Source organism: Streptomyces sp. NPDC002784 (assembly GCF_053592135.1).
Map to the genome: position 1 here is coordinate 417,318 of NZ_JBSFVD010000005.1, position 25,741 is coordinate 443,058.

Below are 25,741 nucleotides of genomic sequence, written 5' to 3' on the forward strand. Positions count from 1 at the left end.
TTCACCGGTCACCGGTCACCGGTCACCGGTCACCGACCGGCGACGGGGCCTTCGCGTTGCCCGCAAGGACCGGCGAACTTCGGCCACTTGAGAACCGCATGCTCGTTTCTGCTCGCAACACGAACTTTTCAAGCACCTATTGACACAGGGCGCTCGCGTGGACAAAGTCATGCGGCAGCAAGAGCAGCCGGCCGCCACGCATAAGGGAGCGATCCGCGCCATGCCTGAAATCCCTGCTGTCTCACGCCGTACCCTCATGGGCGGTGCCCTGGCCTCCGGAGCCGTCGTCGCCGGACTCGGCACCCAGGCCTCCGCCGCCCCCACGGCCCCGACCGCCGACGTGACCCCGTCGCGGCGTCCGGGGCAGAAATCGATGATCGACGTGCCGTTCGGCGCGTACCCGACCGTCCGCGTCGGCCTGATCGGGCTCGGGAACCGGGGCCACGGGATGTCCTCGGGCTGGGCCGCGGTCCCGGGCTGCACGGTGACGGCCGTGTGCGACATCCGCGCCGACCGCGCCAGACGCACCGCCGACCGGCTCGTCGCCGAGGGCCGCCCCCGCCCGGCCGAGTACGGCGGCTCGGCCGACGCCTACGCGCGCATGCTGCGCCGCGACGACATCGACCTCGTGTACATCGCGACGCCCTGGGAGTTCCACTACGAGCAGGGCCGCGCCGCCCTGCTCGCCGGCAAGCACGCGCTGGTCGAACTGCCCATCGCCACCGAGCTGGACGAACTGTGGGACCTCGTGGACACCAGCGAGCGCACCCGACGCCATCTGATCCTCTCCGAGAACTGCTCCTACGGCCGCAACGAGCTGGCGATGCTGAAGATGGCCCACGACGGCCTGTTCGGCGAGGTGACCAACGGCCACGGCGGCTATCTGCACGACCTGCGGGCCCTGCTGTTCTCGGACACCTACTACACCGACTCCTGGCGGAGGCTGTGGCACACCCGCAGCACCGCGTCCTTCTACGCCATGCACGGCCTGGCCCCGATCGCGGCGGCGATGGACATCAACCGCGGCGACCGCATGACGACGCTGCGGGCCACCGCCACCGAGCCCCGGGGCCTGGCCGACTACCGGGAGCGCTTCGTCCCCAAGTCCCACCCGAGCTGGAAGGAGACGTACATCAACGGTGACCTCGTCACCTGCCTGATCGACACCGCCGAGGGCCGGGTGATCCGCGCCGAGCACGAGGTGAGCTCACCGCGGCCGTACAGCCGTATCAACTCGCTCGCCGGCAGCCGCGGCATCTTCGAGGACTACGCGGGCGTGACGTCCGCGGGCGGCGGCCGGATCTATCTCGAACCCGACCACAGCGGCCACACCTGGCGGGCGTTCGACGCCTACCGCAAGGAGTTCGACCACTGGCTGTGGCTGAAGATCGGCGACGACGCGGCCAACAACGGCGGCCACGGCGGCATGGACTACGTCCTGCAGTGGCGCACCGTCCAGCTGATGCGCGCCGGACTGGTCCCCGACATGGACGTCTACGACGGCGCGGTCTGGTGCTCCCCGATCCCGCTGAGCGTCAAGTCCCTCGCGGCGGGCGGCCGTCCGGTGGCGGTCCCCGACTTCACCCGCGGTTCCTGGGTCAAGCACCGCACGGGCCTGGACTCCCGCCCGAGCGACATGCCTCCGGTCCCCTGACACCGCCACCCCCGGCTACTCTTCGGCCAGGTGAGCGAACGGGGCACGCATGACGGACGGGCCGGTCGACCTGGTACGGCTGGAGGGCGGCGGGAACAGCGTCGTCCTGAGGATCACCGGGACGGACTCCTCGGGGGGCGCCCCGGACGGTGTCCTGACCGGTGTCCTCGTCGTCGAGACACGGTTCGTGAAGGGCAGTCTCGACCTGTGGGTCCTCCCCCGGGACCTGCGGGAGTGGCAGGAGGCGCTGGACGCGCTCGACGCCGGGCAGGACATCGCGTGGCGGGAGTTCGCGCGCGGGCCCGCCCTGTGCGTCGAGCGCGACGGCGAGGAGGAGCGGGCGCGGGTCACCGTCAGGGACACGTCGGGATCCCTGACGTCGGTCACGGTGACCGTGCCGCTGGTGGACTCCTGGTTCGACGACGCGTACGACCGGCTGGAGCTCGTCCGGAAGACCTGGCCGTCGGCCGAGGGCGGACGCTAGCGCACGCCTTCGGCCTCGCTCCGCGGGACGGGGCGGCGCAGCAGGTAGAGGCCGGCCGTCGTCACCGGCAGCGCCATGCACGCGATGAACACCAGCCCCGCGCCCTCCAGACCGATCGGCCCGACCAGCAGGCCCACGCCGATGACCGGTACCGAGATGCCCGTGTAGGCGACCACGAACAGCGCCGAGATCACGGCCGCGCGCTCGTCCTCCTCGGACACCCTGGCCACCGCGGACAGCGCGCCGCGGAACGACAGGCCCTGCCCGACGCCGCCGACGAGCGCGCTCAGCACCACCAGGGACAGCAGATCCCAGTGGAGCGCGCCCGCCGGCAACGCGAGCCCCGCGAGGAGCGCGGCGCAGCCCAGCGGCAGTGACCGGGCCACGCCGAGCCGGCCGACGGCCAGTTGGCCCCCCCGTGGAGGCGAAGAAGACCAGCGCGACGACCAGGCCGCTCACAGCGAGGTTGTGCCCGTCCAGGGAGTACGCGAGGAAGGACGGGCTGACCGAGGTGAACACCCCGAACAGGGCGAAGCCCACGAAGGAGGCGGCCGCCGCCGGCCCGAAGACAGCCCGCACTCGTGGCGGCAGCCCGGGTTTCCGCGGCCGTACGGCGGTCAGCGGCCGGCGCTCCCGGACCGTCTCGGGAACCCGCAGGAGGACGACGGCCGAGCAGGCCACCAGGGCGAGATGGACGACGAACGGCAAGTACAGCGGCCGGTCGGCGTATCGGCGAGGACTCCGGCGAGCAGCGGGCCGCAGCCCAGGCCGCCCATGTTCGCGGCGGTCGCCACGAAGGTGGCCCGGGAGGCGCCGGGCGGTGCCAGTTCGAGGACGTAGGCCGAGGCCGCCCCGGTGAACAGGCCCGCGGACAGGCCCGACAGCAGCCGTCCGGCGTACAGCCGGCCCAGGGCGGTGGCGCACAGGAAGCAGACGGCGCCGGCGGCCGCGAAGGCCAGGCCCCACCACAGCACCGGGCGTCTGCCCACGGCGTCCGAGGCGTTGCCCGCGAGCAGCAGCACGCCGATGACCCCGAAGGCGTACACCGCGTAGACGACCGTGACGGTGAGCTCGGAGAAGTCGAACTTCTGCTGGTACGGGCCGTAGAGGGGGGTCGGGAGCGTGGTGCCGGCCATGCAGACGGCGAACACCGCTCCTTCCTCACCGTGGCACAGAGTGCGCGCGCCTGCGAGTCGCCCCCTCCCCCGAACGGGCCGGTCAGACGGGGGCGCCTCCGGCGTCGTCGGCGCCGGAGGCCCGGTGCTCGCGCCAGTCGACGACGATCTGTTCCAGCTTGGGCATGACGAAGAGCCCGAAGTCCCGCATGTCCATCAGGCGCGCGCGGCCGCCGGTGTTGGACTCGTCGAGCAGTTCCATGTCCTCCATGGCCCCCTTCGCGAACTCCCGCAGCCACAGGCTGCGGATGGCGAAGACGTCGGGCCAGGGGTCCTCCCGCACCCGGTAGAGGTCCCGGCGGGAGCCGGGCTGGTTCTCCCGGTTGATCAGGCCGATCCGGACGAGGCTCTGCAGGGCCGTGGAGACGGTGCCGGAGCTGATGGAAAGAAACTGGCCGATCTCGGCCGCCGTGAGCGCGCCGCTCGGGGACACCAGCACAGCGGCGAAGACGCGTGCGGACATACGGGGCAGGCCCGTCTCGGCGAACCGGCTCGCGAGCCGCTCCACGGCCCTGCTCTCGCCTCCGGCCGGCCCCTCCGGTCCCGTGGACGCCTCGCTCGCTGACTCTGCTCTGCCTGTGGACACGTGTTCTGCACCTCCTGCAGCCACCTTAACCGGCCATTCAAGCTTCTTCCAGTTCTCGCAAATTTCGAAATGTTCAAGTACTCTTAAAATCATGACGCCACCCATCTCAATCTCCTCACTGGTCAAGACGTTCGGCCCCGTCCGGGCTCTCGACGGGCTGGACCTCAGCGTGGAGGCCGGGGAGGTGCACGGATTCCTCGGCCCGAACGGCTCCGGCAAGACCACGACCATCCGCATCCTGCTGGGGCTCATGCGGTCCGACAGCGGCCGGCTGTCCTTACTCGGCGGAGATCCGTGGGCGGACGCCGTGGAGCTGCACAAGCGGCTCGCCTACGTCCCCGGTGACGTGACGCTCTGGCCCGCCCTCTCCGGCGGTGAGGTCATCGACCTGCTGGGGCGGCTGCGCGGCGGGGCGAGCAAGAAGCGCCGGGACGAGCTGATCGAGCGGTTCGAGCTGGACCCGAAGAAGAAGGGCCGCGCCTACTCCAAGGGCAACCGGCAGAAGGTCGCCCTGGTGGCCGCCCTCGCCTCCGACGTCGAACTGCTCATCTTCGACGAACCCACCTCGGGCCTGGACCCGTTGATGGAGTCCGTCTTCCAGGACTGCATCGACGAGGAGCGCGGCCGGGGCCGGACCGTGCTGCTGTCCAGCCACATCCTGTCCGAGGTCGAGCGGTTGTGCGACCGGGTCAGCATCATCCGCGGCGGCCGTACGGTGGAGTCCGGCACCCTCACCGAGCTGCGCCACCTCACCCGCACCTCGATCCGCGCCGAACTGACCGAGCCCGTCCGCGACCTCTCCCGCCTCCCGGGCGTGCACGACGTGCGGATCGGCAGCGAGGACGGCCACACCGTCACCTTCGACGTGGACGCCGGCGACCTCAACACCGCCGTGCAGCATCTGACGACGCTGGGCCTGCGGGGCCTCGTCAGCCGGCCGCCCACGCTCGAGGACCTGTTCATGCGCCACTACACCACCGCGCAGGACAAGGAAGACGCCCAGGACGCCGACGACCGGGCGGAGGCCGCGCGGTGAGGGACTACGCAGGCACCGGGACGCTGCTGCGGCTCGCCCTCCGGCTCGACCGGGTCCGCGCCACGGCGTGGATCCTGGGCATCGTGCTGTTCACCACGGCATCGGCCCAGAGCAACAACGACCTGTACGGCACGGCCGAGGAGCGGGAGAAGCTCGCCGAGACGGTCGAGACCAACCCGGCGATGCTCGCCCTCGGCGGCCGCGCCTTCGACCTGACCACGACCGGCGGCGTCAACGCCTATCAGCTGGTCGCCTTCATGGCCACGATCATCGGCCTGATGAGCATCTTCATGGTGGTGCGGCACACCCGCGCCGAGGAGGAGAGCGGCCGCGCGGAACTGGCCGGTTCGGCGGTCCTCGGCCGCAAGGCATGGCTCGCCAGCTCGCTGCTGCTGGTCACCGGGATGAACCTGGTCATCGCGCTGCTCCTCGGACTCGGCCTGCAGAACACCGATCTGCCCGCGACGGGCTCCTGGGCCTTCGCGCTCGGCTGCGCCGGGGTCGGCATCTTCTTCGCGCTCGTGGCGGGGATCGCCGCCCAGCTCACCGACCACGCCCGCTCCGCCAACGGCATCGCGGCCACCGTCCTCGGCCTCGCCTACCTGCTGCGCGCCACGGGTGACGCGGCCAGCGCCTCCGACGGCGGCCTGTCGTGGCTGACCTGGCTCTCCCCCATCGGCTGGGCCCAGATGATGCGCCCGTACACCGACGAGAACTGGGCGGTGGCCCTGCTGTTCGTCGCCGCCGCGGCCGTCCTCGTCGCCGCGGTCGGCGTGCTCATCGGCCGGCGGGACGTAGGCGCGGGTGTGCTGCCGCCCTCGCTCGGACCCACCGAGGCGACCCCCGCGCTGCGCTCCCCCTTCGCGCTCGCCTGGCGGCTCCAGCGCGGTGCCATGCTGGGCTGGGCGCTCGCCTTCGTGGTCGTCGGCGCCGCGTTCGGCGGGGTCGCGGACGGCATGGTCGACGTCGCGGAGGACAACCCGAACATCGACGAGCTGCTGCGCGACCTCGGCGGCAGCGGCAGCATCGTGGACGTCTTCCTGGCCACCATCACCTCGCTCATCGCAGTCGTCGTCGGCGCCTACGCCGTCCAGTCGGCGCTGCGCCTGTCCGGCGAGGAGTCCGCCCACCGGATCGACCCGGTGCTGAGCACGGCCGTCAACCGGCTGAGCTGGGCGGGCAGTCATCTCAGCGTCGCCGCGCTCGGCTCGGTCGTCATGCTCACCTCGGCGGGACTCTCGGCCGGCCTGGCCCACGGCATCAACAGCGGTGACGTGGCCGGTGAGGTGCCCCGGGTGCTGGGCGCCGCCCTGGCGCAGGTGCCCGCGGTATGGACGCTGATCGGCCTGTGCGCGCTGCTCTTCGGGCTGCTGCCCCGCTACACGGCCGTCGCCTGGGGGGTGCTGGCCGTCGTCCTGGTCATCGGCCAGTTCGGTGAGGTGCTCAAGCTCGACCAGATGGTCATGAACCTGTCCCCGTTCACCCATGTCCCCGATCTGCCGTCGGCGGACTTCCGGGCGACCCCGCTGCTGTTGCTGGTGCTGCTGGCCGCCGCGCTGATCGCGGCGGGGCTGAGCGGCTTCAGGCGGCGCGACGTCGCCTGACCCCGGGCACCGCCCGGCGTCCGACCCCGGGCATCCCCGCCGCTGCCGCCGCAACGGCAAGGGGCCACCACGCAGGCAAGTCCGCCGCGCGCGGTGGCCCCCTCCGCACGGGCGACTCAGTGGGTCTTGCTGCCCGAGCGGGCGGCCTCCCGCAGCTGTGCCGCGACATGGCGGGCGATCCGCCGGTCGTGCTCCGTCTCCGGCGGCAGCGCCGTGAACAGGGCCTTCGAGCGGGCGGCCAGCGGCTCCGCCGCCCCCCGATCGGTGATCACGTACGGCTTTCCGGACCGCAGCCCCTCCACCAGCATCTCCCCCACGGCGTCCGGGGAGTGCCCGAGCTGGCGCAGATAGAAGTCCTGCTCGGTGAGGAGCCGCTCCCGGTCCTCCTCCTGCTCGGCGGTGAGGCCGAGGTCACCGCCGATCCGGCGGCGCGCGGCCCGGCCGGTGGCGACCATGTTGGTGGCCACCAGGCCCGGACAGAACACGGTCACCCCGATGGGATGCCCCTCGTGCGCCAACTGCCGGGAAAGCCCCTCGGACAGACCGATCACCCCGGCCTTGGTCCCCTCGTACATGTAGCCCGCCTGCCCGCCCTGGGGCGCCAGCCCAGCGGTGGAGGCGGTGTTGACGATGTGCGCCGGCTCCCCGCGGGCGATCATGCGGGGCAGGAAGGTCTGCAGACCGTTCACCACCCCGCCGATGTTGACACCGAGGAACAGGTCCCACAGTTCGTAGCTCATCGCGGTGACCGGGTAACTGCCGCCGACGCCCGCGTTGTTGCAGAGCAGCGTCACCGGACCGAGGCGTTCCTCCGCCTCGTCGGCCACCCGGGTACAGGCGGCGCGGTCGGTGACGTCCAGGGTGAAGGTGGCCACCCCGGTCAGCGCCGACAGCTCGGCGTCGGCCGCGGCGAGCGCCTCCGTGTCGATGTCGGCGAGGGCGAGCCGTACGCCCTCCTTGGCGAGCGCCCGGGCCAGGCCCAGTCCGATGCCCTGGGCGCCGCCGGTGATGAAGGCGGTCCGTCCCGCGAGTTCGAACACCGCGTCTCCTCTCCTGTGCGTGTGGTGTATGGGGTGGTGGTCGATGGGGTGATGAAGGACGGTGAAAACGGGCGCTGGTCATTCGTTGCCAGGCAGCGCCCGCAGCCAGCTGTCCACGGCATCGGCGGTCCCGGCGGCGAACTCCCCCTCCATCAAGGTGAAGTGGTCGCCCGGCACCTCGACGGCGGTGTGGTCGTAGCCCCAGTCGGCGCGCCGCCGTGAGCCCTCCGGACCGAGCGAGCCGGTCGCCCGCACCAGTAGCGTGGGGGCCGCCAACTCCGTCTGGTGGAAGTCCAGATACAGGTAGCGGGCGCGCGCGGTGACCCAGGCGTCGCCCCAGTTCTCCCCCTGGTGCTCGCTCTCCCCGACCCGGTCCAGCAGCCCGCTGAGGACGCTGTTCGCCCACGGATCGAGGTCGAAACCGCCCGCCGTGTCCCACCAGTGGGTGTCCACCATCACCAGTGCCGCCGGACCGGAACCCGCCTCCTCCAGATGCCGGGCAACCGCGCTGGCGATCAGGCCGCCGCTGGAGTAGCCGAGCAGGGCGTACGGCTCGTCCCCGGCGTTCTGCCGGATCGCCTCGGCCAGCGTCCGCACCAGTGCGTCCAGGTCGGCCGGGATCGCCTCGCCGGTCATGAACCCCGGAAGAGAGAGGGCGGAGACGGTACGGGTGCCGCTGAGCGCGGAGGCGAACGGCAGGTACTGGTAGACGCTCGGCTTCCAGGCGAAGGTCGGGAAGCAGATCAGCTGGGGTGTCCGGGCGCCCCGGCCCAGTGGGGTGAGCTGCGGCAGCTTGGCCAGCTCCGCCGGGCCGCTGAAGTTCTCACGGAAGTCGGCCGCCGTCCGCAGCACCGTGCTGATCTCCGCGAACCGGCCCTCGCGGCAGGCGCGCAGGAAGATCCCGCTGAGCGAGTCGGGGTCCGCGGGCCGGGACTCCGCGGTGACGGCGGCGACCGGTCCCCCGTCCGCCGCCTCGCCGCTGCCCGCCAACTCATTGGAGAGGTACCGGGCCAGCGCCTCCGGCGTGCGGTGGTCGAAGATCAGCGTCGCCGGGAGTGCCAGACCGGTGGCGGTGCCGAGCCGGTTGCGCAGTTCGACGGCGGTGAGTGAGTCGAAGCCCAGGGCGACGAACTCCCGTGCCATGTCGAGGGCGGCGGCATCCGAGTGGCCGAGGACCACGGCGACATGGCTCCGCACCAGCTCGCGCAGCGCCTCGTCCCGGCCGGCCGGGTCCAGTCCGGCGAGCCGCCTGGCCAGCCCGGAGGCCGATTCGACGACCTCGTTGGCCGCGGTGCCGCGCCGCCGCCGGGTCACGGTGACCAACTCCCGCAGGAACGGCGGCACGTGCTGGGGGGCCCGATCGCGCAGCCCGCCCGTGTCGAGAGCGGCGGCCACGGCCACAGCGCCGTCCGAGCCGGTGGCCGCGTCGAAGACGGCGAGCCCGCGCGCGGTGGTGAGCGGCAGCATCCCGCCCTGGGTCATCCGGGCCTGTTCGGTCTCTCCGAGGTTGCTGGTCAGGGCGCTGGTCTCGGCCCAGAAGCCCCAGGCGAGGGAGGTTGCGGGCAGTCCTTGGGCGCGGCGGTGATGGGCGAGGGCGTCGAGGAAGGTGTTGGCGGCGGCGTAGTTGGCCTGTCCGGCGCCGCCGAAGACGCCGGAGGCGGAGGAGTACAGCGCGAAGAAGGCGAGGTCTGCGTCTTGGGTGAGTTCGTGCAGGTGCAGGGCGGCCTGGGCCTTGGGGCGCCAGACGGTGGCCAGTTGCTCCGGGGTGAGGGCGGTGACCAGCCCGTCGGCAAGGACACCGGCCGCGTGGACGACACCGGTGAGCGTACGGCCGTCCAGCAGGGCCGCGAGTTGGTCGCGGTCGGCGGCGTCACAGGCGACGACTTGGATCGTCGCCCCCAACTCTTGTATTTGGGCGATGAGTTCCTGAGCGCCCGGTGCTTCCGGTCCGCTGCGGCTGGTGAGGAGGAGGTTCCGTACGCCGTGCTCGGTCACGAGGTGCCGGGCCAGGAGTGAGCCGAGGGTGCCGGTGCCGCCGGTGATCAGGACGGTGCCGTCCGGATCCACCGGCACGGGCATGGTCAGAGCGACCTTGCCGACATGTTTCGCCTGGCTGATGAACCGGAAGGCATCCGGCGCCCTGCGCACATCCCACGCCCGCACCGGCAACGGCTCCAGCACACCCGACTCGAACAACCGCATGAGCTCGCCCAGGGTCTCCTGGATCCGCTCGGCGCCGGCGTCACTCAGCTCGAAGGGCGCATACGTCAGTCCGGGGTACGTCTGCCTCAACTGCTCGGGGTCACGCAGATCCGTCTTGCCCATCTCCAAGAACCGGCCCTGGGGAGCGAGGAGTTCGAGGGAGGCGTCGACGAACTCGCGGGCCAGCGAGTTCAGGACGACGTCCACGCGCTCGGCACTGAACTTCTCCCGGAAGCCCAGGTCTCGGGAGGAGGCGATCCGGTCGTCCGTCAGCCCCAGCCCCCGCAGCACATCCCACTTCCCGGGACTGGCAGTAGCGAGGACTTCAGCGCCGAAATGCCGGGCCAGCTGGATCGCCGCCATGCCGACCCCACCCGCACCCGCATGCACCAGCACGGTGTCACCCCGCTTGAGGCCACCGAGGTCGACCAGGCCGTAGTACGCCGTCAGGAACACCACCAGGACCGACGCGGCTTGTTCGAAGCTCCAGCCGTCGGGGACCGGCACCACGAGCCGGGCGTCCGTCACCACCCGCGGGCCGAAGCCCTCCGTCATCAGGCCCATGACCCGGTCCCCCGGGGTGATGCCGGTGACGTCGGCGCCGACCTCCAGGACCACCCCGGCCGCCTCACTGCCGAGGATCGGCCGGCCCGGGTACATGCCCAGGGTCAGCAGCACGTCGCGGAAGTTGACACCGGCGGCACGCACGGCGACCCGGATCTCGCCCGGCGCCAGCGGGGCGTCCGCCTCGGGGGCGGGCACCAGGGTCAGTCCGTCCGGGGTGCCGCTGCCCGTGGCGTCCAGCCGCCAGGCATCCGCGTCCGCGGGCGGCACCAGGGCCTCCTCGGCGCCGGGCCGCACCAGCCGGGGCACCAGGGTCGTCCCGCCGCGCACCGCGATCTGTCCCTCACCGGTGTCCAGCGCGGCCGTGACCGCCGCCGGCAGCAGATCGGCGTCCGGGCCGCCCGGCTGCTCGGCCGGGTCCAGGTCGACCAGCAGGAACCGGTTCGGGTGTTCCGACTGCGCGGAGCGGATCAGACCCCATACCGGGGCGCCGGTCAGGTCGGTCAGCGTGTCGTCGCCGCCCGCGGGCACGGCGCCCCGGGTGACGAACACCAGCCGGGAGTCGGCCAGTCCTTCCTCGGCCAGCCACTCCTGGACGACGGCGAGGATCCGCTCCGCCGTCTCCTGGGCCGCGCTCGCCGGGTCGCCGGGGGCCGGGTCAGCGGCCGGGGGCACCGCGAGCAGGGTGACGTGCGGGGCGGGCACCCCCCACTCCAGGACGCCACGGACCCCCGCCACGTCGAGGTAGGCGTCGGCCGCCAGCCCTGCGCCCTGCACCGCCGCGCCCAAGCCGTAGGGGTCGTCCCCGACCACGGCCCAGGTGGCGTGGCGTACGGCCTCCGGATCGCAGGGCACCGGGGTCCAGCGGACCCGGAACATGTCGTTCGTCCGCGGCGTCCGGGCCGCCGCGAGCTGGGCCGCCGTCACCGGGCGGACCAGCAGGGAGTCGACGGAGGCGACCGGCGCGCCGGTACCGTCGGCGAGGTCGAGGCGTACGGCGTCGGCGGCCTCGGCGCGGAGCCGGACGCGCAGCCGGTCGGCGCCCGTGGCGAAGAGGGTCACCCCGTTCCACGCGAAGGGCAGCCGCAGCGTCCCGTGCGGTCCTGCGGCCTCCTCCGGTGCGGGAGCGCAGCCGTGGGCGTGCAGGGCGGCGTCCAGCAGCGCCGGGTGCAGGCCGAAGCGGGCGGCGTCGCCCTTCTGGCCCTCGGGCAGCGCCACTTCGGCGAAGAGGTCGGCACCGCGCCGCCACACGGCGCGCAGGCCCTGGAACGCGGGCCCGTACGAGTAGCCGGCGTCGGCCGCGGCGGTGTAGAAGCCGGAGACGTCCACCGGCTCCGCGCCCGCCGGGGGCCACACCTCTCCGAACGGCTCGGCAGGGGCGGGCTGTTCGGGCAGCAGGGCGCCCTCCGCGTGCAAGGTCCACTCCTCCGCGGCGGCGTCGGCGCCCTCGGAGCCCTCGGGCCGGGAGTGCACGCAAACGGCACGCCGCCCGGAGCCGTCGGGCAGTTCCACGAACACCTGCACCTGTACCGCGCCCTGCTCGGGGAAAACCAGCGGGGCCTGGAGGGTGAGTTCGGCGAGATGCCCGCAGCCGACCTCGTCCCCGGCGCGGATCGCCAACTCCACGAACCCGGTACCGGGGAAGAGGACCGTGCCCGCGACGGCGTGGTCCGCCAGCCAGGGATGGGTGCGCGTGGAGAGCCGCCCGGTGAGCACGACTCCGCCGTCCGCGGCAAGCCCGGCGGCGGCTCCCAGCAGCGGATGACCGGTGGGAATCAGTCCGGCGCCGACGACATCGGCTTCGGCGGAACCCGCGTCCAGCCAGTAGCGGCGGTGCTGGAAGGCGTAGGTGGGCAGGTCGACGCGGTGTGCGGGGCGGCCCGCGTAGACGGCGGACCAGTCGATGTCGGTGCCGTGGACCCACAGTTCGGCGGCGCCGGCGAGGAAGCGGGCGTTCTCGTTCTCGTCCCGGCGCAGGGTGCCGACGACGGTGACCGGCTGTTCCGCGGCTTCCGCGATGGCCTGCACGCCCATGGTGAGCACCGGGTGCGCGCTGACCTCGACCAGGCGGGTGTGGCCGGTGGTGAGCGCGGTGGTGATCGCCTCGGTGAAGCGGACCGGCCGACGCAGGCCCTCGTACCAGTAGGTGGCATCCATCGTCGTCGTGTCCAGCACCCCGCCGGTGACGGTGGAGATGACCGGGACACGGGAGGGCTGCGGTGCCACCGGGGCGAGTGCTTCCAGCAGCTTGGCCTTGATGTCCTCGACATGGGCGGAGTGCGAGGCGTAGTCCACCGGGACCCGCCGGGCGCGGACACCGGCGGCCTCCGCCACCGAGGCGATCTCCTCCAGGGCCTCGGGATCGCCCGCAACCACCGTGGCATCGGGACCGTTGTAGACGGCTATGGACACCCGGTCGCCATACGGCGACACCCACGCCGATGCCTGCTCCGGGCCGGTCGCCAGCGACAACATGCCACCCCAACCCGCCAGTTCGTCCCGGATCGCGGCCGAGCGCAGGGCGACCACCCGGGCGGCGTCCTCCAGACCCAGCGCACCGACCACCGCGGCGGCCGCGATCTCGCCCTGCGAATGGCCGATGACGGCGGCAGGTTCGATGCCCAATGACTCCCAGGCCGCCGCCAGGGAGACCATGACCGCCCACAGCACCGGCTGGACCATGTCCACCCGCCGCATCCAGGCGTCGTCATCGCCCTTCAGTACGTCGGTCAACGACCAGTCGACGAACGGCCCGAGCGCCGCCTCGCACTCCCCGATCCGCGCCGCGAACACCGGCGAGGAGTCCAGGAGTCCCCGCCCCATCCCCAGCCACTGCGATCCCTGGCCAGGGAAGACGAACACGACGCCGGAGCCGCCCGTGTCCGCCGCACCTGTCACGACATTGGGCGCGACTCCGGCCGAGGCCAGGGTGCGCAGGCCGGAGGTCAGCTCCTCCGTCCTCGAACCCCACACCGCCGCACGGTGGTTGAGTGTGGCGCGGGAGGTCAGCAGACTCCACCCCACGTCGATCGGGTCGGTGTCGGCCACGGCATCCGCGAGGCGCTCCGCCTGGGCGGCCAGTGCCTCGGCGGTACGCGCCGAGACCAGCCAGGGGATCAGCGGGGAACCGGCGAGGCCACCGTCGGCCGGGACCGGCTCGGGTACGGGGTGCTCGTCGGCGGGGGCCTGTTCCAGGACGACGTGGGCGTTCGTCCCGGAGATGCCGAAGGAGGAGACGGCGGCGCGGCGGGGCCGTTCGTCGGCCGTGGTCCACGTGCGGGCCTCTGTGAGGAGCTTGACCTCGCCCGTCGTCCAGTCGACATGGGGGGTGGGTTCGTCGACGTGGAGGGTCTTCGGCAGGACACCCGCACGCATCGCCATCACCATCTTGATGACGCCCGCGACGCCCGCCGCGGCCTGGGTGTGCCCGATGTTGGACTTCACGGATCCGAGCCAGAGCGGCCGGTCCGCGTCCCGGTCCACTCCGTAGGTGGCCAGCAGCGCCTGCGCCTCGATCGGGTCGCCGAGCGTCGTACCCGTGCCGTGCGCCTCCACCACGTCGATGTCGGCGGCGGCCACTCCCGCGTTGGCGAGGGCCTGCTGGATGACACGCTGCTGGGAGGGGCCGTTGGGGGCGGTGAGGCCGTTGGAGGCGCCGTCCTGGTTGACGGCCGAGCCACGGACCACCGCGAGGACGGGGTGGCCGTTGCGGACGGCGTCCGTGAGCCGTTCCACGACGAGGACGCCGACGCCCTCCGCGGGTCCGAAGCCGTCGGCCGCCGCCGCGAACGCCTTGCAGCGGCCGTCCTCGGCCAGCCCGCGCTGGCGGCCGAACTCCACGAAGGTGGCGGGGGTCGGCATGACGGTGACGCCACCCGCGAGCGCCAGGGTGCACTCCCCGTTGCGGAGTGCCTGGATCGCCAGGTGCAGGGCGACCAGTGAGGAGGAGCAGGCGGTGTCGACGGAGACGGCCGGGCCTTCCAGGCCGAGGGTGTAGGCGACCCGTCCGGAGGCCACGCTGACGGCGTTGCCGATGCTGATGTAGCCCTCAAGGCCGTCGGGCAGGCTGTTCAGCCGGGACACGTACTCGGACGACGGGGCGCCGGTGAACACGCCGGTCGGGGTCGCGCGCAGGCTGTGCGGGTCGATGCGCGCCCGCTCGACGGCCTCCCAGGACGCTTCGAGCAGCAGCCGCTGCTGCGGGTCCATCGCCAGCGCCTCACGCGGTGAGATCCCGAACAGCTCGGCGTCGAAGTCACCGACGGACCGCAGGAAGCCGCCGCCTTTGACGTAGGTCTTGCCCTCGGCGTCCGGGTCGGGGTCGTAGAGGCCGTCGAGGTCCCAGTCGCGGTCCTCGGGGAAGGGTCCGATGGCGTCCTCGCCTTCGAGGACGAGCCGCCAGAGGTCCTCCGGAGAGGCGACGCCACCCGGGTAGCGGCAGGCCATGCCGACGATCGCGACGGGGGGCTGCTCCTCCAGCTGCTTGATGCGACGGCGGGCCTGGCGGAGGTCGGCAGTCGCCCGCTTGAGGTAGTCGCGGAGTTTCTGCTCGTTGTTCATCGGAGGTCTCCCGTGGGCGCGTCGAGTCGGCTGGATCGGTTCACGCTGTCCCCAACTCGCTGTCGAGGAGGTCGAACAGTTCGTCGTCCGTGGCGCCGTCCAGGTCGTCGTCATCCGCCGGGTCGGCGGCGGTCGCCGCGCCCTCCAGGGCCGCCAGCAGCGCCCGGAGCCGGTCGGTGACACGGTGGCTGACGACGTCGTCGGAGTCGGCCGCACCGATGACCCGCTCCAGCCGCTCCAGCTCCGCCGCGAGGGTCGGCGCGGTGTCGGCCGCCTCGGCGAGGGGGAGCTGGGAGCGGATCTGTCGGGTGAGGGCGGTGGGGGTGGGGTGGTCGAAGACGAGGGTCGCGGGCAGGCGGAGGCCGGTGGCGGTGTTGAGGCGGTTGCGCAGTTCCACCGCGGTGAGGGAGTCGAAGCCGAGGTCCTTGAAGGGGCGTTCGGCGTCGACGGCCTGCGGGTTGGCGTGGCCGAGGACTGCGGCAACGTGTGAGCGGACCAAGTCCAGCAGGAAGCGCTCCCGTTCGGGCTCGCTCAGGCCGGCCAGCCGCTCCGCGAGCGAACTCGCATCCCCGGCCGCCCCCGCCGAGGCCGCCACCCGCCGAGTCACGGCCGGCGCACGAACCAACCCCCGCAACAGCCCCGGCAGCACACCGCGGGCGGCGAGGGAACGGAGTTCAGCGAGATCGATGCCACTGGCCACCAGCAGCCCCTCGTCTAGGCGCAGGGCCTCGTCGAAGAGGGCGAGGCCGTGCGCGGAGGAGAGCGGGACGAGTCCGCCTTGGGAGAGGCGGGCGCGGTCGCGGTTCTCCATGTGGCCGGTCATGGCACTGGCCTGTTCCCAGTAACCCCAAGCCAGGGAGGTGGCGGGCAGGCCCTTTGATCGGCGGTGCTGGGCGAGCGCGTCCAGGAAGACGTTAGCCGCCGCGTAGTTTGCCTGGCCCGGGGCGCCGAAGAGGCCCGAGGCGGAGGAGTAGAGAGCGAACAGGGCGAGGTCGGAGCCCTGGGTCAGCTCGTGCAGGTTCACGGCGGCCTCGACCTTCGGCCGCCAGACCGTGGCCAGCTGTTCCGGGGTGAGCGAGGTCAGCACGCCATCGGCCAGTACGCCGGCCGCGTGGACGACACCGGTGAGCGTACGGCCGTCCAGCAGGGCGGCGAGCTGGTCGCGGTCGGCGGCGTCACAGGCGGCGACGGTCGTGCGGGCTCCCAACTCCTGCATCTCGGTGATGAGTTGCTGAGCGCCCGGGGCATCCGGTCCGGTGCGGCTGGTCAGCAGCAGGTTCCGTACGCCGTACTCGGTCACCAGGTGGCGAGCGAGGAGCGCGCCGAGGGTGCCGGTACCGCCCGTGATCAGGACCGTTCCCTCGGGGTCGAGGGCCGGGGGCATGGTGAGCACCACCTTGCCGACGTGCTTGGCCTGGCTCATGAACCGGAAGGCTTCCGGCGCCCTGCGCACATCCCACGTCCGCACCGGCAACGGCTCCAGCACACCCGACTCGAAGAGGGACATCACCTCGGCCAGGATTTCGCCCATCCGTTGCGGCCCCGCCTCGCCCAGCTCGAAGGGCGCATACGTCATGCCCGGATTGGCCTGCGCCAACTGCTCGGCGTCACGCAGATCCGTCTTGCCCATCTCCACGAACCGGCCCTGGGGAGCGAGGAGTTCGAGGGAGGCGTCGACGAACTCGCGGGCGAGGGAGTTCAGGACGACGTCCACGCGCTCGGCACTGAACTTCTCCCGGAAGTCCAGGTCTCGGGAGGAGGCGATCCGGTCGTCCGTCAGCCCCAGCCCGCGCAGCACATCCCACTTCCCGGGACTGGCAGTAGCTAGGACTTCAGCGCCGAAATGCCGGGCCAGCTGGATCGCCGCCATGCCGACCCCACCCGCACCCGCATGCACCAGCACAGTGTCACCCCGCTTGAGGCCACCGAGGTCGACCAGGCCGTAGTACGCCGTCAGGAAGACCACCGGGACCGACGCCGCCTGCTCGAACGACCACCCCTCGGGGATCGGTACGACGAGCCGGGCGTCGGCGACGACCAACGGGGCGAAGGCATGGGGGACGACACCCATGACTCGGTCGCCCGGGGCGACGTGGGTGACGCCCTCCCCGACCTCGACCACCACTCCCGCGCCCTCGCTGCCCAGGATGGGCTGTCCCGGGTACATCCCGAGACTGATCAGGACGTCGCGGAAGTTCATTCCAGCGGCCCGGACGGCGATGCGGACCTGCCCGGCGGCAAGCGGCTCGGTCGCCTCCGGAGCCGGCACCAGCGCCAGCCCGTCGAGCGTGCCGGAGGCCACGGTGTCCAGCCGCCACGCCCGCTCCCCGGCCGGCGGAACCAGCGCAGCACCGGAAGAAGCGCGCGCCAGCCTGGGCACCAGGACGTCCCCGCCCCGTACCGCAAGCTGCCACTCCCCCGCCTCCAGCGCCGCCGACACGCCCTCGGCGACAAGATCGGCGCCCAATTCCGAGGCCGGGTCCAGGTCAAGGAGGAGGAAGCGCCCCGGGTTCTCCGACTGCGCCGACCGGACCAGCCCCCACACGGGAGCGGCCACCAGGTCGCGTACGTCCTCACCCTCACGTGCCGCGACAGCGCCCCGCGTCACCACCACCAGCCGGGTGTCGCTCAGGCCCTCGTCCGCCAGCCAGTCCCGCAGCAGCGCCAGAACGTCCGCCGCCACCTGTTGCGCGGCCCCGGCGAGCCCGTCAGCCCCGTCCACCTGCGGAACGCAGACGAACACCAACTCGGGCGCCGGTACACCGGCCTCCATCCCGACCCGCACCCCGCCAAGATCGGGGTACGAGTCCACGGCCATTCCGGCGCCCTGGACGGCAGCGCCGACGCCGTACGGATCCTCCGCACCGAGCACCGCCCACACCCCACCCCCGGTGACCTCCTCGGGAACCGGCAAGGACACCCAGTCCATACGGAAGAGGTCGTCTGCCTCCCCGCCCCGGGCGTCGCCCAGCGCCGTAGCCGGGCGCAGTACCAGCGAGCGCACCTCGGCAACCGGCTGCCCCGTACCGTCGGCCACCTCCACAGCCAGCGAGTCCTCACCCGCCGCACTGATCCGCACCCGCAGACGGTCAGCCCCCGCCGCGAACAGCGAAACACCTGTCCAGGCGAACGGCAGCCGCAACACCTCCCCGCCACCACCGAAGTCCCCGTAACCATTGGCATGCAACGCCGCATCCAACAACGCGGGATGAATCCCGAAGCGTGCCGCTTCCGCCCGCTCCGACTCATCCAGCTCAACCTCGGCGAACACCTCGCCGCCACGCTTCCAAGCCGTGCGCAGACCCTGGAACGCGGGGCCATAGCCGTAACCGGCAGCCTCGGCGCCCGCGTAGAAGCCGGACACATCGAGCGGGTCCGCACCCTGCGGGGGCCAGACGGTGAGGTCGGTCGCAAGTGGCTCGACCGCCTTCGCTCCGAGCACCCCCTCGGCGTGCCACGTCCACGGGGCGTCCGGCTCCGCGCCCTCCGCGCGGGAGTGCACGGTCACGGTCCGGTCCCCGCTCTCGTCCGGTGCGCCGACCACCACTTGGAGGTGGATGGCGCCACGCTCGGGGAGGAGGAGCGGTGCGTGCAGGGTGAGTTCGGTGAGGTGGCCGCAGCCCACCTCGTCCCCGGCCCTGATCGCCAGCTCGACGAACCCGGTACCGGGGAAGAGGACCGTGCCGGTTACGGCGTGGTCGGCGAGCCAGGGGTGCGTCCGCAGAGACAGCCGGCCGGTCAGGACCAGCCCTCCATCGGCGGCGAGGCTCACCGCGGCACCGAGCAGCGGGTGCTCTGCGGCGCCCAGACCCAGCTCGGCGGGGTCGCCGGTGGATCCCGCCGCTTCGAGCCAATAGCGCTGGTGCTGGAAGGCGTAGGTGGGCAGGTCGACATGGCTTACGACGCGGCCCGCGTAGACGGCGGACCAGTCGATGTCGGTGCCGTGGACCCACAGTTCGGCGGCGCTGGCGAGGAAGCGGGCGTTCTCGTCCTCGTCCCGGCGCAGAGTGCCGACGACGGTGACCGGCTTCTCCGCCGCCTCCGCGATCGACTGCACGCCCATGATGAGCACGGGGTGGGCGCTGACCTCGCTGAAGCGGGAATGGCCTTGTTCGAGCGCTACTTGGACCGCTTCGGTGAAGCGCACCGGCTGACGCAGACCCTCGTACCAGTACGCGGCACCCATGGTCTCGGTGTCCAACACGGCACCGGTGACAGTAGAAATGAGCGGGATGCGGGAGGTCTGCGGTGCCACCGGGACGAGGGCTTCCAGCAGCTTGGCCTTGATGTCCTCGACATGGGCGGAGTGTGAGGCGTAATCGACCGGCACCCGCCGCGCCCGTACACCAGCGGTCTCCGCCACCGACGCGATCTCATCCAGGGCCTCGGGGTCACCCGCGACGACCGTGGCATCGGGGCCGTTGTAGACGGCTATCGAGACCCGCTCGCCATACGACGACACCCACTGCGATGCCTGCTCCGGGCCGGTCGCCAGCGACAACATCCCACCACGACCGGCCAGTTCGTCCCGGATCGCAGCCGACCGCAGAGCGACCACCCGGGCCGCATCCTCCAGACTCAACGCACCCACCACCGCAGCCGCGGCGATCTCGCCCTGCGAGTGACCGATGACAGCGGCGGGCTCGATGCCCAACGACTCCCAAACGGCCGCCAGTGACACCATCACGGCCCACAGAACGGGCTGGACCATGTCCACCCGCTGCATCCAGGCGTCATCGTCACTCGTCAGCACCTCGGTCAATGACCAGTCCACGAAGGGCCCGAGCGCCGCCTCGCACTCACCGATCCGCGCCGCGAACACCGGCGAGGAGTCGAGGAGTCCCCGTCCCATCCCCAGCCACTGCGACCCCTGCCCCGGGAACACGAACACCGGCGCGCCCGAGGCAACAGCCGTGCCCGTAACGGCATGGGGTGCGGCAGCACCGGAGGCCAGCGCTTCCAGCCCTGCCGTCAGTTCGGCGGTCTCCCGGCCCCAGACGACCGCCCGGTGTTCCATGGCCGTACGCCCCGAGACCAGTTGCCACCCCACGTCCACGGGCTCACCCGTGACTCCCGCCAGCCGACCCGCCTGCACGGCCAGCGCCCCCGCACTTCGCCCGGACAGCAGCCACGGCACCACCGGTGAGCCCGACAGCCCTTCCGGGCCGGACACCACCACGGGTCGCGGTTCCGACTCGGCGGGCGCCTCCTCCAGGATCACGTGCGCGTTGGTCCCGGAGATGCCGAAGGACGACACACCGGCCCGGCGCGGGTGGCCGTTCGCCGCCCAGTCCTGCTCCTCGGTCAGCAGCCTGACCTCACCCGTCGTCCAGTCGACGTGCGGGCTCGGCTCGTCCACGTGCAGGGTGCGGGGCAGCACGCCCGCCCGCATCGCCATCACCATCTTGATCACGCCGGCGACGCCCGCGGCGGCCTGGGTGTGCCCGATGTTGGACTTCACCGATCCCAGCCACAACGGCCGGTCGGCGTCCCGGCCCTGGCCGTAGGTGGCCAGCAGCGCCTGCGCCTCGATCGGGTCGCCCAGCGTCGTGCCCGTGCCGTGCGCCTCCACCACGTCGATGTCGGTGGGCGAAAGACCCACGTTGCCGAGTGCGGCACGGATGACGCGCTGCTGGGACGGACCGTTGGGCGCCGTGAGGCCGTTGGACGCACCGTCCTGGTTGATCGCCGAACCCCGCACCACGGCGAGGACCCGGTGCCCCTTGGCGAGGGCGTCGGAGAGCCGCTCGACCACGAGAACGCCGACACCCTCCGCCGGGCCGAAGCCGTCGGCCGCCGCCGCGAACGCCTTGCAGCGGCCGTCCGCCGAGAGCCCGCGCTGACGGCTCAGTTCCACGAATCCCGTGGGCGTGCACATCACCGTCACACCGCCCGCGAGCGCCATGTCGCACTCATCCTGGCGCAGCGACTGCACGGCCAGATGCAGCGCCACCAGCGACGACGAACAGGCCGTGTCGACGGTCACCGCCGGTCCCTCCAGGCCGAGTTGGTAGGCGACGCGGCCGGAGGTGACGCTGGACATGTTGCCGGTGCCGAGGAAACCCTCGATGCCGTCCGGTACGGCGTTGAGTCGCGCCACGTACTCGGAGGCCAAGGCCCCGGCGAAGACGCCGGTCCGGGTGCCGCGCAGGGAGCCGGGGGCGATGCCCGCGCGCTCCACGGCCTCCCAGGAGGCTTCGAGGAGGAGCCGCTGCTGCGGGTCCATCGCCAGCGCCTCGCGCGGTGAGATCCCGAAGAACGCGGCGTCGAACCCGGCCGCGTCCGCCACGAACCCGCCGCCCCGGACATACGTCTTGCCCTGGGCCTCGGGGTCGGGGTCGTAGAGGTCGTCGTCCCAGTCACGGTCCTGCGGGAAGGCGGTGATGGCGTCCTCCCCGGCGCGCACCAGCCGCCACAGTTCCTCCGGGGACTCGATACCGCCGGGGAAGCGGCAGGCCATGCCGACGATCGCGATCGGCTCGTCCGCCAGGCCACCGGTGACCGCCGGGCGAGCGACGGCGCCAGGCGCCTGAGCGGCGGGCAGCCCGGATATCTCCGAACGGATCTGTCGGGTGAGGGCGGTGGGGGTGGGGTGGTCGAAGACGAGGGTCGCGGGCAGGCGGAGGCCGGTGGCGGTGTTGAGGCGGTTGCGCAGTTCCACCGCGGTGAGGGAGTCGAAGCCGAGGTCCCTGAAGGGGCGTTCGGCGTCGACGGCCTGCGGGTTGGCGTGGCCCAACACCGCCGCGACGTGCGAACGGACCAAGTCCAGCAGGAAGCGCTCCCGTTCGGGCTCGCTCAGGCCAGCCAGCCGCTCCGCGAGCGAACTCGCATCCCCGGCCGCCCCCGCCGAGGCCGCCACCCGCCGAGTCACGGCCGGCGCACGAACCAAGCCCCGCAGCAACGTCGGCAGCGCACCACTCGCCGCGTGGGCGCGCAGCTCCGCAAGGTCCAGCGGGCTGGCGAGGAGCAGACCTTCGTCCAAGGTGTGGGCCCGGTCGAAGAGGGCCAGGCCGTGCGCGGAGGAGAGTGCGATCAGGCCGCCTTGGGAGAGGCGGGCGCGGTCGCGGTTCTCCATGTGGCCGGTCATGGCGCTGGCCTGCTCCCAGTACCCCCAAGCCAGGGAGGTGGCGGGCAGGCCCTGGGCTCGGCGGTGCTGGGCGAGCGCGTCCAGGAAGACGTTCGCCGCCGCGTAGTTTGCCTGGCCCGGGGCGCCGAAGACGCCGGAGGCGGAGGAGTAGAGAGCGAACAGGGCAAGGTCGGAGCCCTGGGTCAGCTCGTGCAGGTTCACGGCGGCCTCGACCTTCGGCCGCCAGACCGTGGCCAGCTGTTCCGGGGTGAGCGAGGTCAGCACGCCATCGGCCAGGACGCCGGCCGCGTGGACGACACCGGTGAGCGTACGGCCGTCCAGCAGGGCGGCGAGCTGATCGCGGTCGGCGGCGTCACAGGCGGCGACAGTCGTGCGGGCTCCCAACTCCTCTAGTTCGGTGATGAGTTGCTGAGCGCCCGGTGCATCCGTTCCGGTGCGGCTGGTCAGCAGCAGGTTCCGTACGCCGTGCTCGGTCACCAGGTGGCGAGCCAGGAGCGCGCCGAGTGTGCCGGTACCGCCCGTGATCAGGACCGTTCCCTCGGGGTCGAGGGCCGGGGGCATGGTGAGCACCACCTTGCCGACGTGCTTGGCCTGGCTCATGAACCGGAAGGCTTCCGGCGCCCTGCGCACATCCCACGTCCGCACCGGCAACGGCTCCAGCACACCCGACTCGAAGAGGGAGACGACGGTCCGCAGGATCTCGCTCGCGCGGTCCAGGCCGCCGTCACCGGGGCTGTAGGCGCGGTAGATGACACCTGAGCGCTCGGAGGCGACCTCTTCGGCATCCCGGATGTCGGTCTTGCCCAGCTCCAGGAACCGGCCACCGCGAGGCAGCAGATCGAGGGAGGCGTCGACGAACTCGCGGGCAAGGGAGTTCAGGACGACGTCCACGCGCTCGGCACTGAACTTCTCCCGGAAGCCCAGGTCTCGGGAGGAGGCGATCCGGTCGTCCGTCAGCCCCAGCCCCCGCAGCACATCCCACTTCCCGGGACTGGCCGTGGCGAGGACTTCGGCGCCGAAGTGCCGGGCCAGCTGGATCGCCGCCATGCCGACCCCACCCGCACCCGCATGCACCAGCACGGTGTCGCCCTGCTGGACGGCGGCAAGGTCTACCAGGCCGTAGTACGCCGTCAGGAACACCACCGGGACCGAGGCCGCCTGCTCGAACGACCACCCCTCGGGAACAGGCACCACCACCCGGGCGTCGGTGACCGCGAACGGCCCCAGGCCGCCCGTCACGAAGCCCATGACACGGTCGCCGGCGGCGAGATGAGTGACGCCCTTGCCGACCTCGGCCACCACGCCCGCGCATTCGCTCCCCATCACGGTCTGACCGGGCACCATACCCAGGCCGATGAGGACGTCCCGGAAGTTGAGGCCCGCGGCCCGAACGGCGATCCGCACCTGTCCGGCGGCAAGCGGCGCGGTCGCCTCGGGGACCGGCAGAAGAGTGAGCCCTTCCAACGTGCCGGAGGCCACGGTGTCCAGCCGCCAGGCCCGCTCACCCGCCGGCGGAACCAGCGCAGCACCGGAAGAAGCGCGCGCCAGCCTCGGCACAAGGACGTCCCCGCCCCGCACCGCGAGCTGCCACTCCCCCGCCTCCAGCGCCGCCGACACGCCCTCGGCGACAAGATCAGCACCCAACTCCGACGACGGATCGAGGTCCAGCAGCAGGAAGCGCCCCGGGTTCTCCGACTGCGCCGACCGGACCAGCCCCCACACCGGAGCGGCCACCAGATCCCGTACGTCCTCACCCACACGAGCCGCGACAGCGCCCCGCGTCACCACCACCAGCCGGGTGTCGGCCAACGCATCGACGGCCAGCCACTCCTGCACCAAGGCCAGCGCATCCGCCGCCGCCTGGCGAGCGCTCTCGGCCAGCCCCTCCCCGCCGTCCGCCGACGGGACGCAGACCAGGACGACCCCGGGTGCCGGAACCCCGGCGTCGAGAACCGCGCGCAGCCCCTCGATGTCCAGATAGGAGTCGACGGCGAGCCCGGCTCCTTGGACGGCAGCACCGACGTTGTACCGGTCCTCCGCCCCGAGCACCGCCCACACCCCGGCCCCGGTGACCTCCTCGGGAACCGGCAACGGCGCCCAGTCCACACGGTAGAGATCGTCGTCCTCCGCGCCCCGGCCGCTGCCCAACGCAGCCGCCGAAACCGGGCGCAGCACCAACGAGCGCACCTCGGCAACCGGCTGCCCCGTACCGTCGGCCACCTCCACAGCCAGCGCGTCCTCACCGGCCGCGCTGATCCGCACCCGCAACCGGTCAGCCCCCGCCGCGAACAGCGAAACACCCGTCCAGGCGAACGGCAGCCGCAACACCTCCCCGCCACCACCGAAGTCCCCATAACCATTGGCATGCAACGCCGCATCCAACAACGCGGGATGGATCCCGAAGCGTGCCGCTTCCGCCCGCTCCGACTCACCCAGCTCAACCTCGGCGAACACCTCGCCACCGCGCCTCCACACCGCGCGCAGACCCTGGAACGCAGGGCCATAGCCGTAAGCAGCCGCCTCTACGCCCGCGTAGAAGCCGGAGATGTCGACAATTTCGGCACCCGGGGGCGGCCATGCGGTGAGACCGGCGCCGGACGAGTTGACCGGCTCCGGGCTGAGCAGGCCCTCGGCGTGGAGTGCCCATTCCTGGTCGGACGCGGAGCCTTCGGGCCGGGAGTAGACCGTAAGTCCGCGCTCCCCTTGGGCGCTGGGGGCACTGACGACGACTTGAAGGTGGACGGCGCCTTGCTCGGGGAGGAGGAGCGGGGCTTGGAGGGTGAGTTCGGTGAGGTGGCCGCAGCCCACCTCGTCCCCGGCGCGGATCGCCAGCTCGACGAACCCGGTACCGGGGAGGAGAACACTGCCCGCAACGGCGTGATCCGCGAGCCAAGGGTGCGTACGCAGAGACAGTCGGCCGGTCAGGACCAGCCCTCCGTCAGCGGCGAGGCTCACCGCGGCCCCCAGCAACGGGTGATCCGCGGCGGCCAGACCCGCGCCGCTGACATCGACGGTGCCTGTACCACCGGACTCCAGCCAGTAACGCTGGTGCTGGAAGGCGTAGGTGGGCAGATCGACGCGGTTCACGGCACGGCCGGCATAGACGGCGGACCAGTCGATGTCGGTTCCGTGGACCCACAGTTCGGCCGCGCTCGCCAGGAAGCGGGCGTTCTCGTCCTCGCCCCGGCGCAGAGTGCCGACGACGGTGACAGGCTTCTCCGCCGCCTCCGCGATCGACTGCACGCCCATGATGAGGACGGGGTGAGCGCTGACCTCGCTGAAGCGGGAATGGCCTTGTTCAAGGGCCACTTGGACCGCTTCGGTGAAGCGCACCGGCTGACGCAGACCCTCGTACCAGTACGCGGCACCCATGGTCTCGGTGTCCAACACCCCGCCAGTCACCGTGGAGATCATCGGGATACGGGAGGTCTGCGGTGCCACCGGGGCGAGGGCTTCCAGCAGCTTGGCCTTGATGTCCTCGACATGGGCGGAGTGCGAGGCGTAATCGACCGGGACCCGCCGCGCCCGTACACCAGCGGCCTCCGCCCTCGCCGAGATCTCGTCGAGGGCTTCCGGATCACCGGCCACCACCGTGGCATCGGGACCGTTGTAGACGGCTATCGACACCCGCTCGCCATACGACGACACCCACACCGATGCCTGCTCCGGGCCGGTCGCCAGCGACAACATCCCGCCACGACCGGCCAGTTCGTCCCGGATCGCAGCCGACCGCAGAGCGACCACCCGGG

General features: G+C 72.1%; 8 protein-coding genes and 2 pseudogenes. 4 read left to right on the plus strand and 6 right to left on the minus strand.

Annotation, left to right across the window (positions count from 1 at the left end; translation table 11 throughout):
- Nucleotides 1–220: 220 nt before the first annotated feature.
- Nucleotides 221–1,654 (plus strand): Gfo/Idh/MocA family protein, encoded by a 1,434-nt coding sequence (locus ACWD1Z_RS13975; RefSeq protein ID WP_451118452.1) that lies wholly within the window; start codon nucleotides 221–223, stop codon nucleotides 1,652–1,654.
- Between the two features lie 49 nt (nucleotides 1,655–1,703).
- Nucleotides 1,704–2,138, plus strand: coding sequence for a DUF5959 family protein (locus tag ACWD1Z_RS13980; RefSeq protein WP_451118454.1), 435 nt, complete (start codon nucleotides 1,704–1,706; stop codon nucleotides 2,136–2,138).
- On the opposite strand, the pseudogene ACWD1Z_RS13985 reads toward ACWD1Z_RS13980, so the two are convergent.
- Nucleotides 2,135–3,274: pseudogene (locus tag ACWD1Z_RS13985) on the minus strand (MFS transporter). The gene ACWD1Z_RS13980 and the pseudogene ACWD1Z_RS13985 overlap by 4 nt on opposite strands.
- A gap of 82 nt (nucleotides 3,275–3,356) precedes the next feature.
- A complete protein-coding gene (locus ACWD1Z_RS13990; protein ID WP_451118456.1) occupies nucleotides 3,357–3,899 on the minus strand; it encodes a GbsR/MarR family transcriptional regulator in 543 nt (180 codons plus the stop codon).
- Between the two features lie 91 nt (nucleotides 3,900–3,990).
- Here ACWD1Z_RS13990 and ACWD1Z_RS13995 point away from each other — a divergent pair, with 91 nt between their 5' ends.
- Nucleotides 3,991–4,935 carry an ATP-binding cassette domain-containing protein gene (locus tag ACWD1Z_RS13995; protein WP_451118458.1) on the plus strand — a complete coding sequence of 315 codons (945 nt, stop codon included), beginning with the start codon at nucleotides 3,991–3,993 and terminating at the stop codon, nucleotides 4,933–4,935.
- Entirely contained in the window at nucleotides 4,932–6,539 is a 1,608-nt protein-coding gene (locus tag ACWD1Z_RS14000; RefSeq protein ID WP_451118459.1) for an ABC transporter permease, read from the plus strand. Before ACWD1Z_RS13995 ends, ACWD1Z_RS14000 begins: the two co-directional genes overlap by 4 nt.
- 116 nt (nucleotides 6,540–6,655) lie before the next feature.
- Here ACWD1Z_RS14000 and ACWD1Z_RS14005 read toward each other — a convergent pair whose 3' ends face one another.
- From ACWD1Z_RS14005 to ACWD1Z_RS14020, 4 genes and pseudogenes are all read right to left on the minus strand, one after another.
- Nucleotides 6,656–7,579 carry an SDR family oxidoreductase gene (locus ACWD1Z_RS14005; protein ID WP_451118461.1) on the minus strand — a complete coding sequence of 308 codons (924 nt, stop codon included), beginning with the start codon at nucleotides 7,577–7,579 and terminating at the stop codon, nucleotides 6,656–6,658.
- A 78-nt stretch (nucleotides 7,580–7,657) separates the two neighbouring features.
- Entirely contained in the window at nucleotides 7,658–11,224 is a 3,567-nt protein-coding gene (locus tag ACWD1Z_RS14010) for an SDR family NAD(P)-dependent oxidoreductase (RefSeq protein ID WP_451118479.1), read from the minus strand.
- 39 nt (nucleotides 11,225–11,263) lie between these two features.
- Nucleotides 11,264–14,893 (minus strand): annotated as a pseudogene (locus tag ACWD1Z_RS14015) (type I polyketide synthase); the annotation flags it as partial.
- A 52-nt stretch (nucleotides 14,894–14,945) separates the two neighbouring features.
- Nucleotides 14,946–25,736, minus strand: a complete 10,791-nt coding sequence (locus tag ACWD1Z_RS14020) for an SDR family NAD(P)-dependent oxidoreductase (RefSeq protein WP_451118480.1) — start codon at nucleotides 25,734–25,736, stop codon at nucleotides 14,946–14,948.
- Between the last annotated feature and the right edge of the window lie 5 nt (nucleotides 25,737–25,741).

What these genes read in the sequence shown, in the direction of transcription:
- ACWD1Z_RS13980 (WP_451118454.1), top strand. Translation starts at nt 1,704, where the DNA reads ATGACGGACGGGCCGGTCGACCTGGTACGGCTGGAGGGCGGCGGGAAC.
- ACWD1Z_RS13995 (WP_451118458.1), top strand. Translation starts at nt 3,991, where the DNA reads ATGACGCCACCCATCTCAATCTCCTCACTGGTCAAGACGTTCGGCCCC.
- ACWD1Z_RS13975 (WP_451118452.1), top strand. Translation starts at nt 221, where the DNA reads ATGCCTGAAATCCCTGCTGTCTCACGCCGTACCCTCATGGGCGGTGCC.
- ACWD1Z_RS14010 (WP_451118479.1), bottom strand. Translation starts at nt 11,224, where the DNA reads ATGTTCCGGGTCCGCTGGACCCCGGTGCCCTGCGATCCGGAGGCCGTA.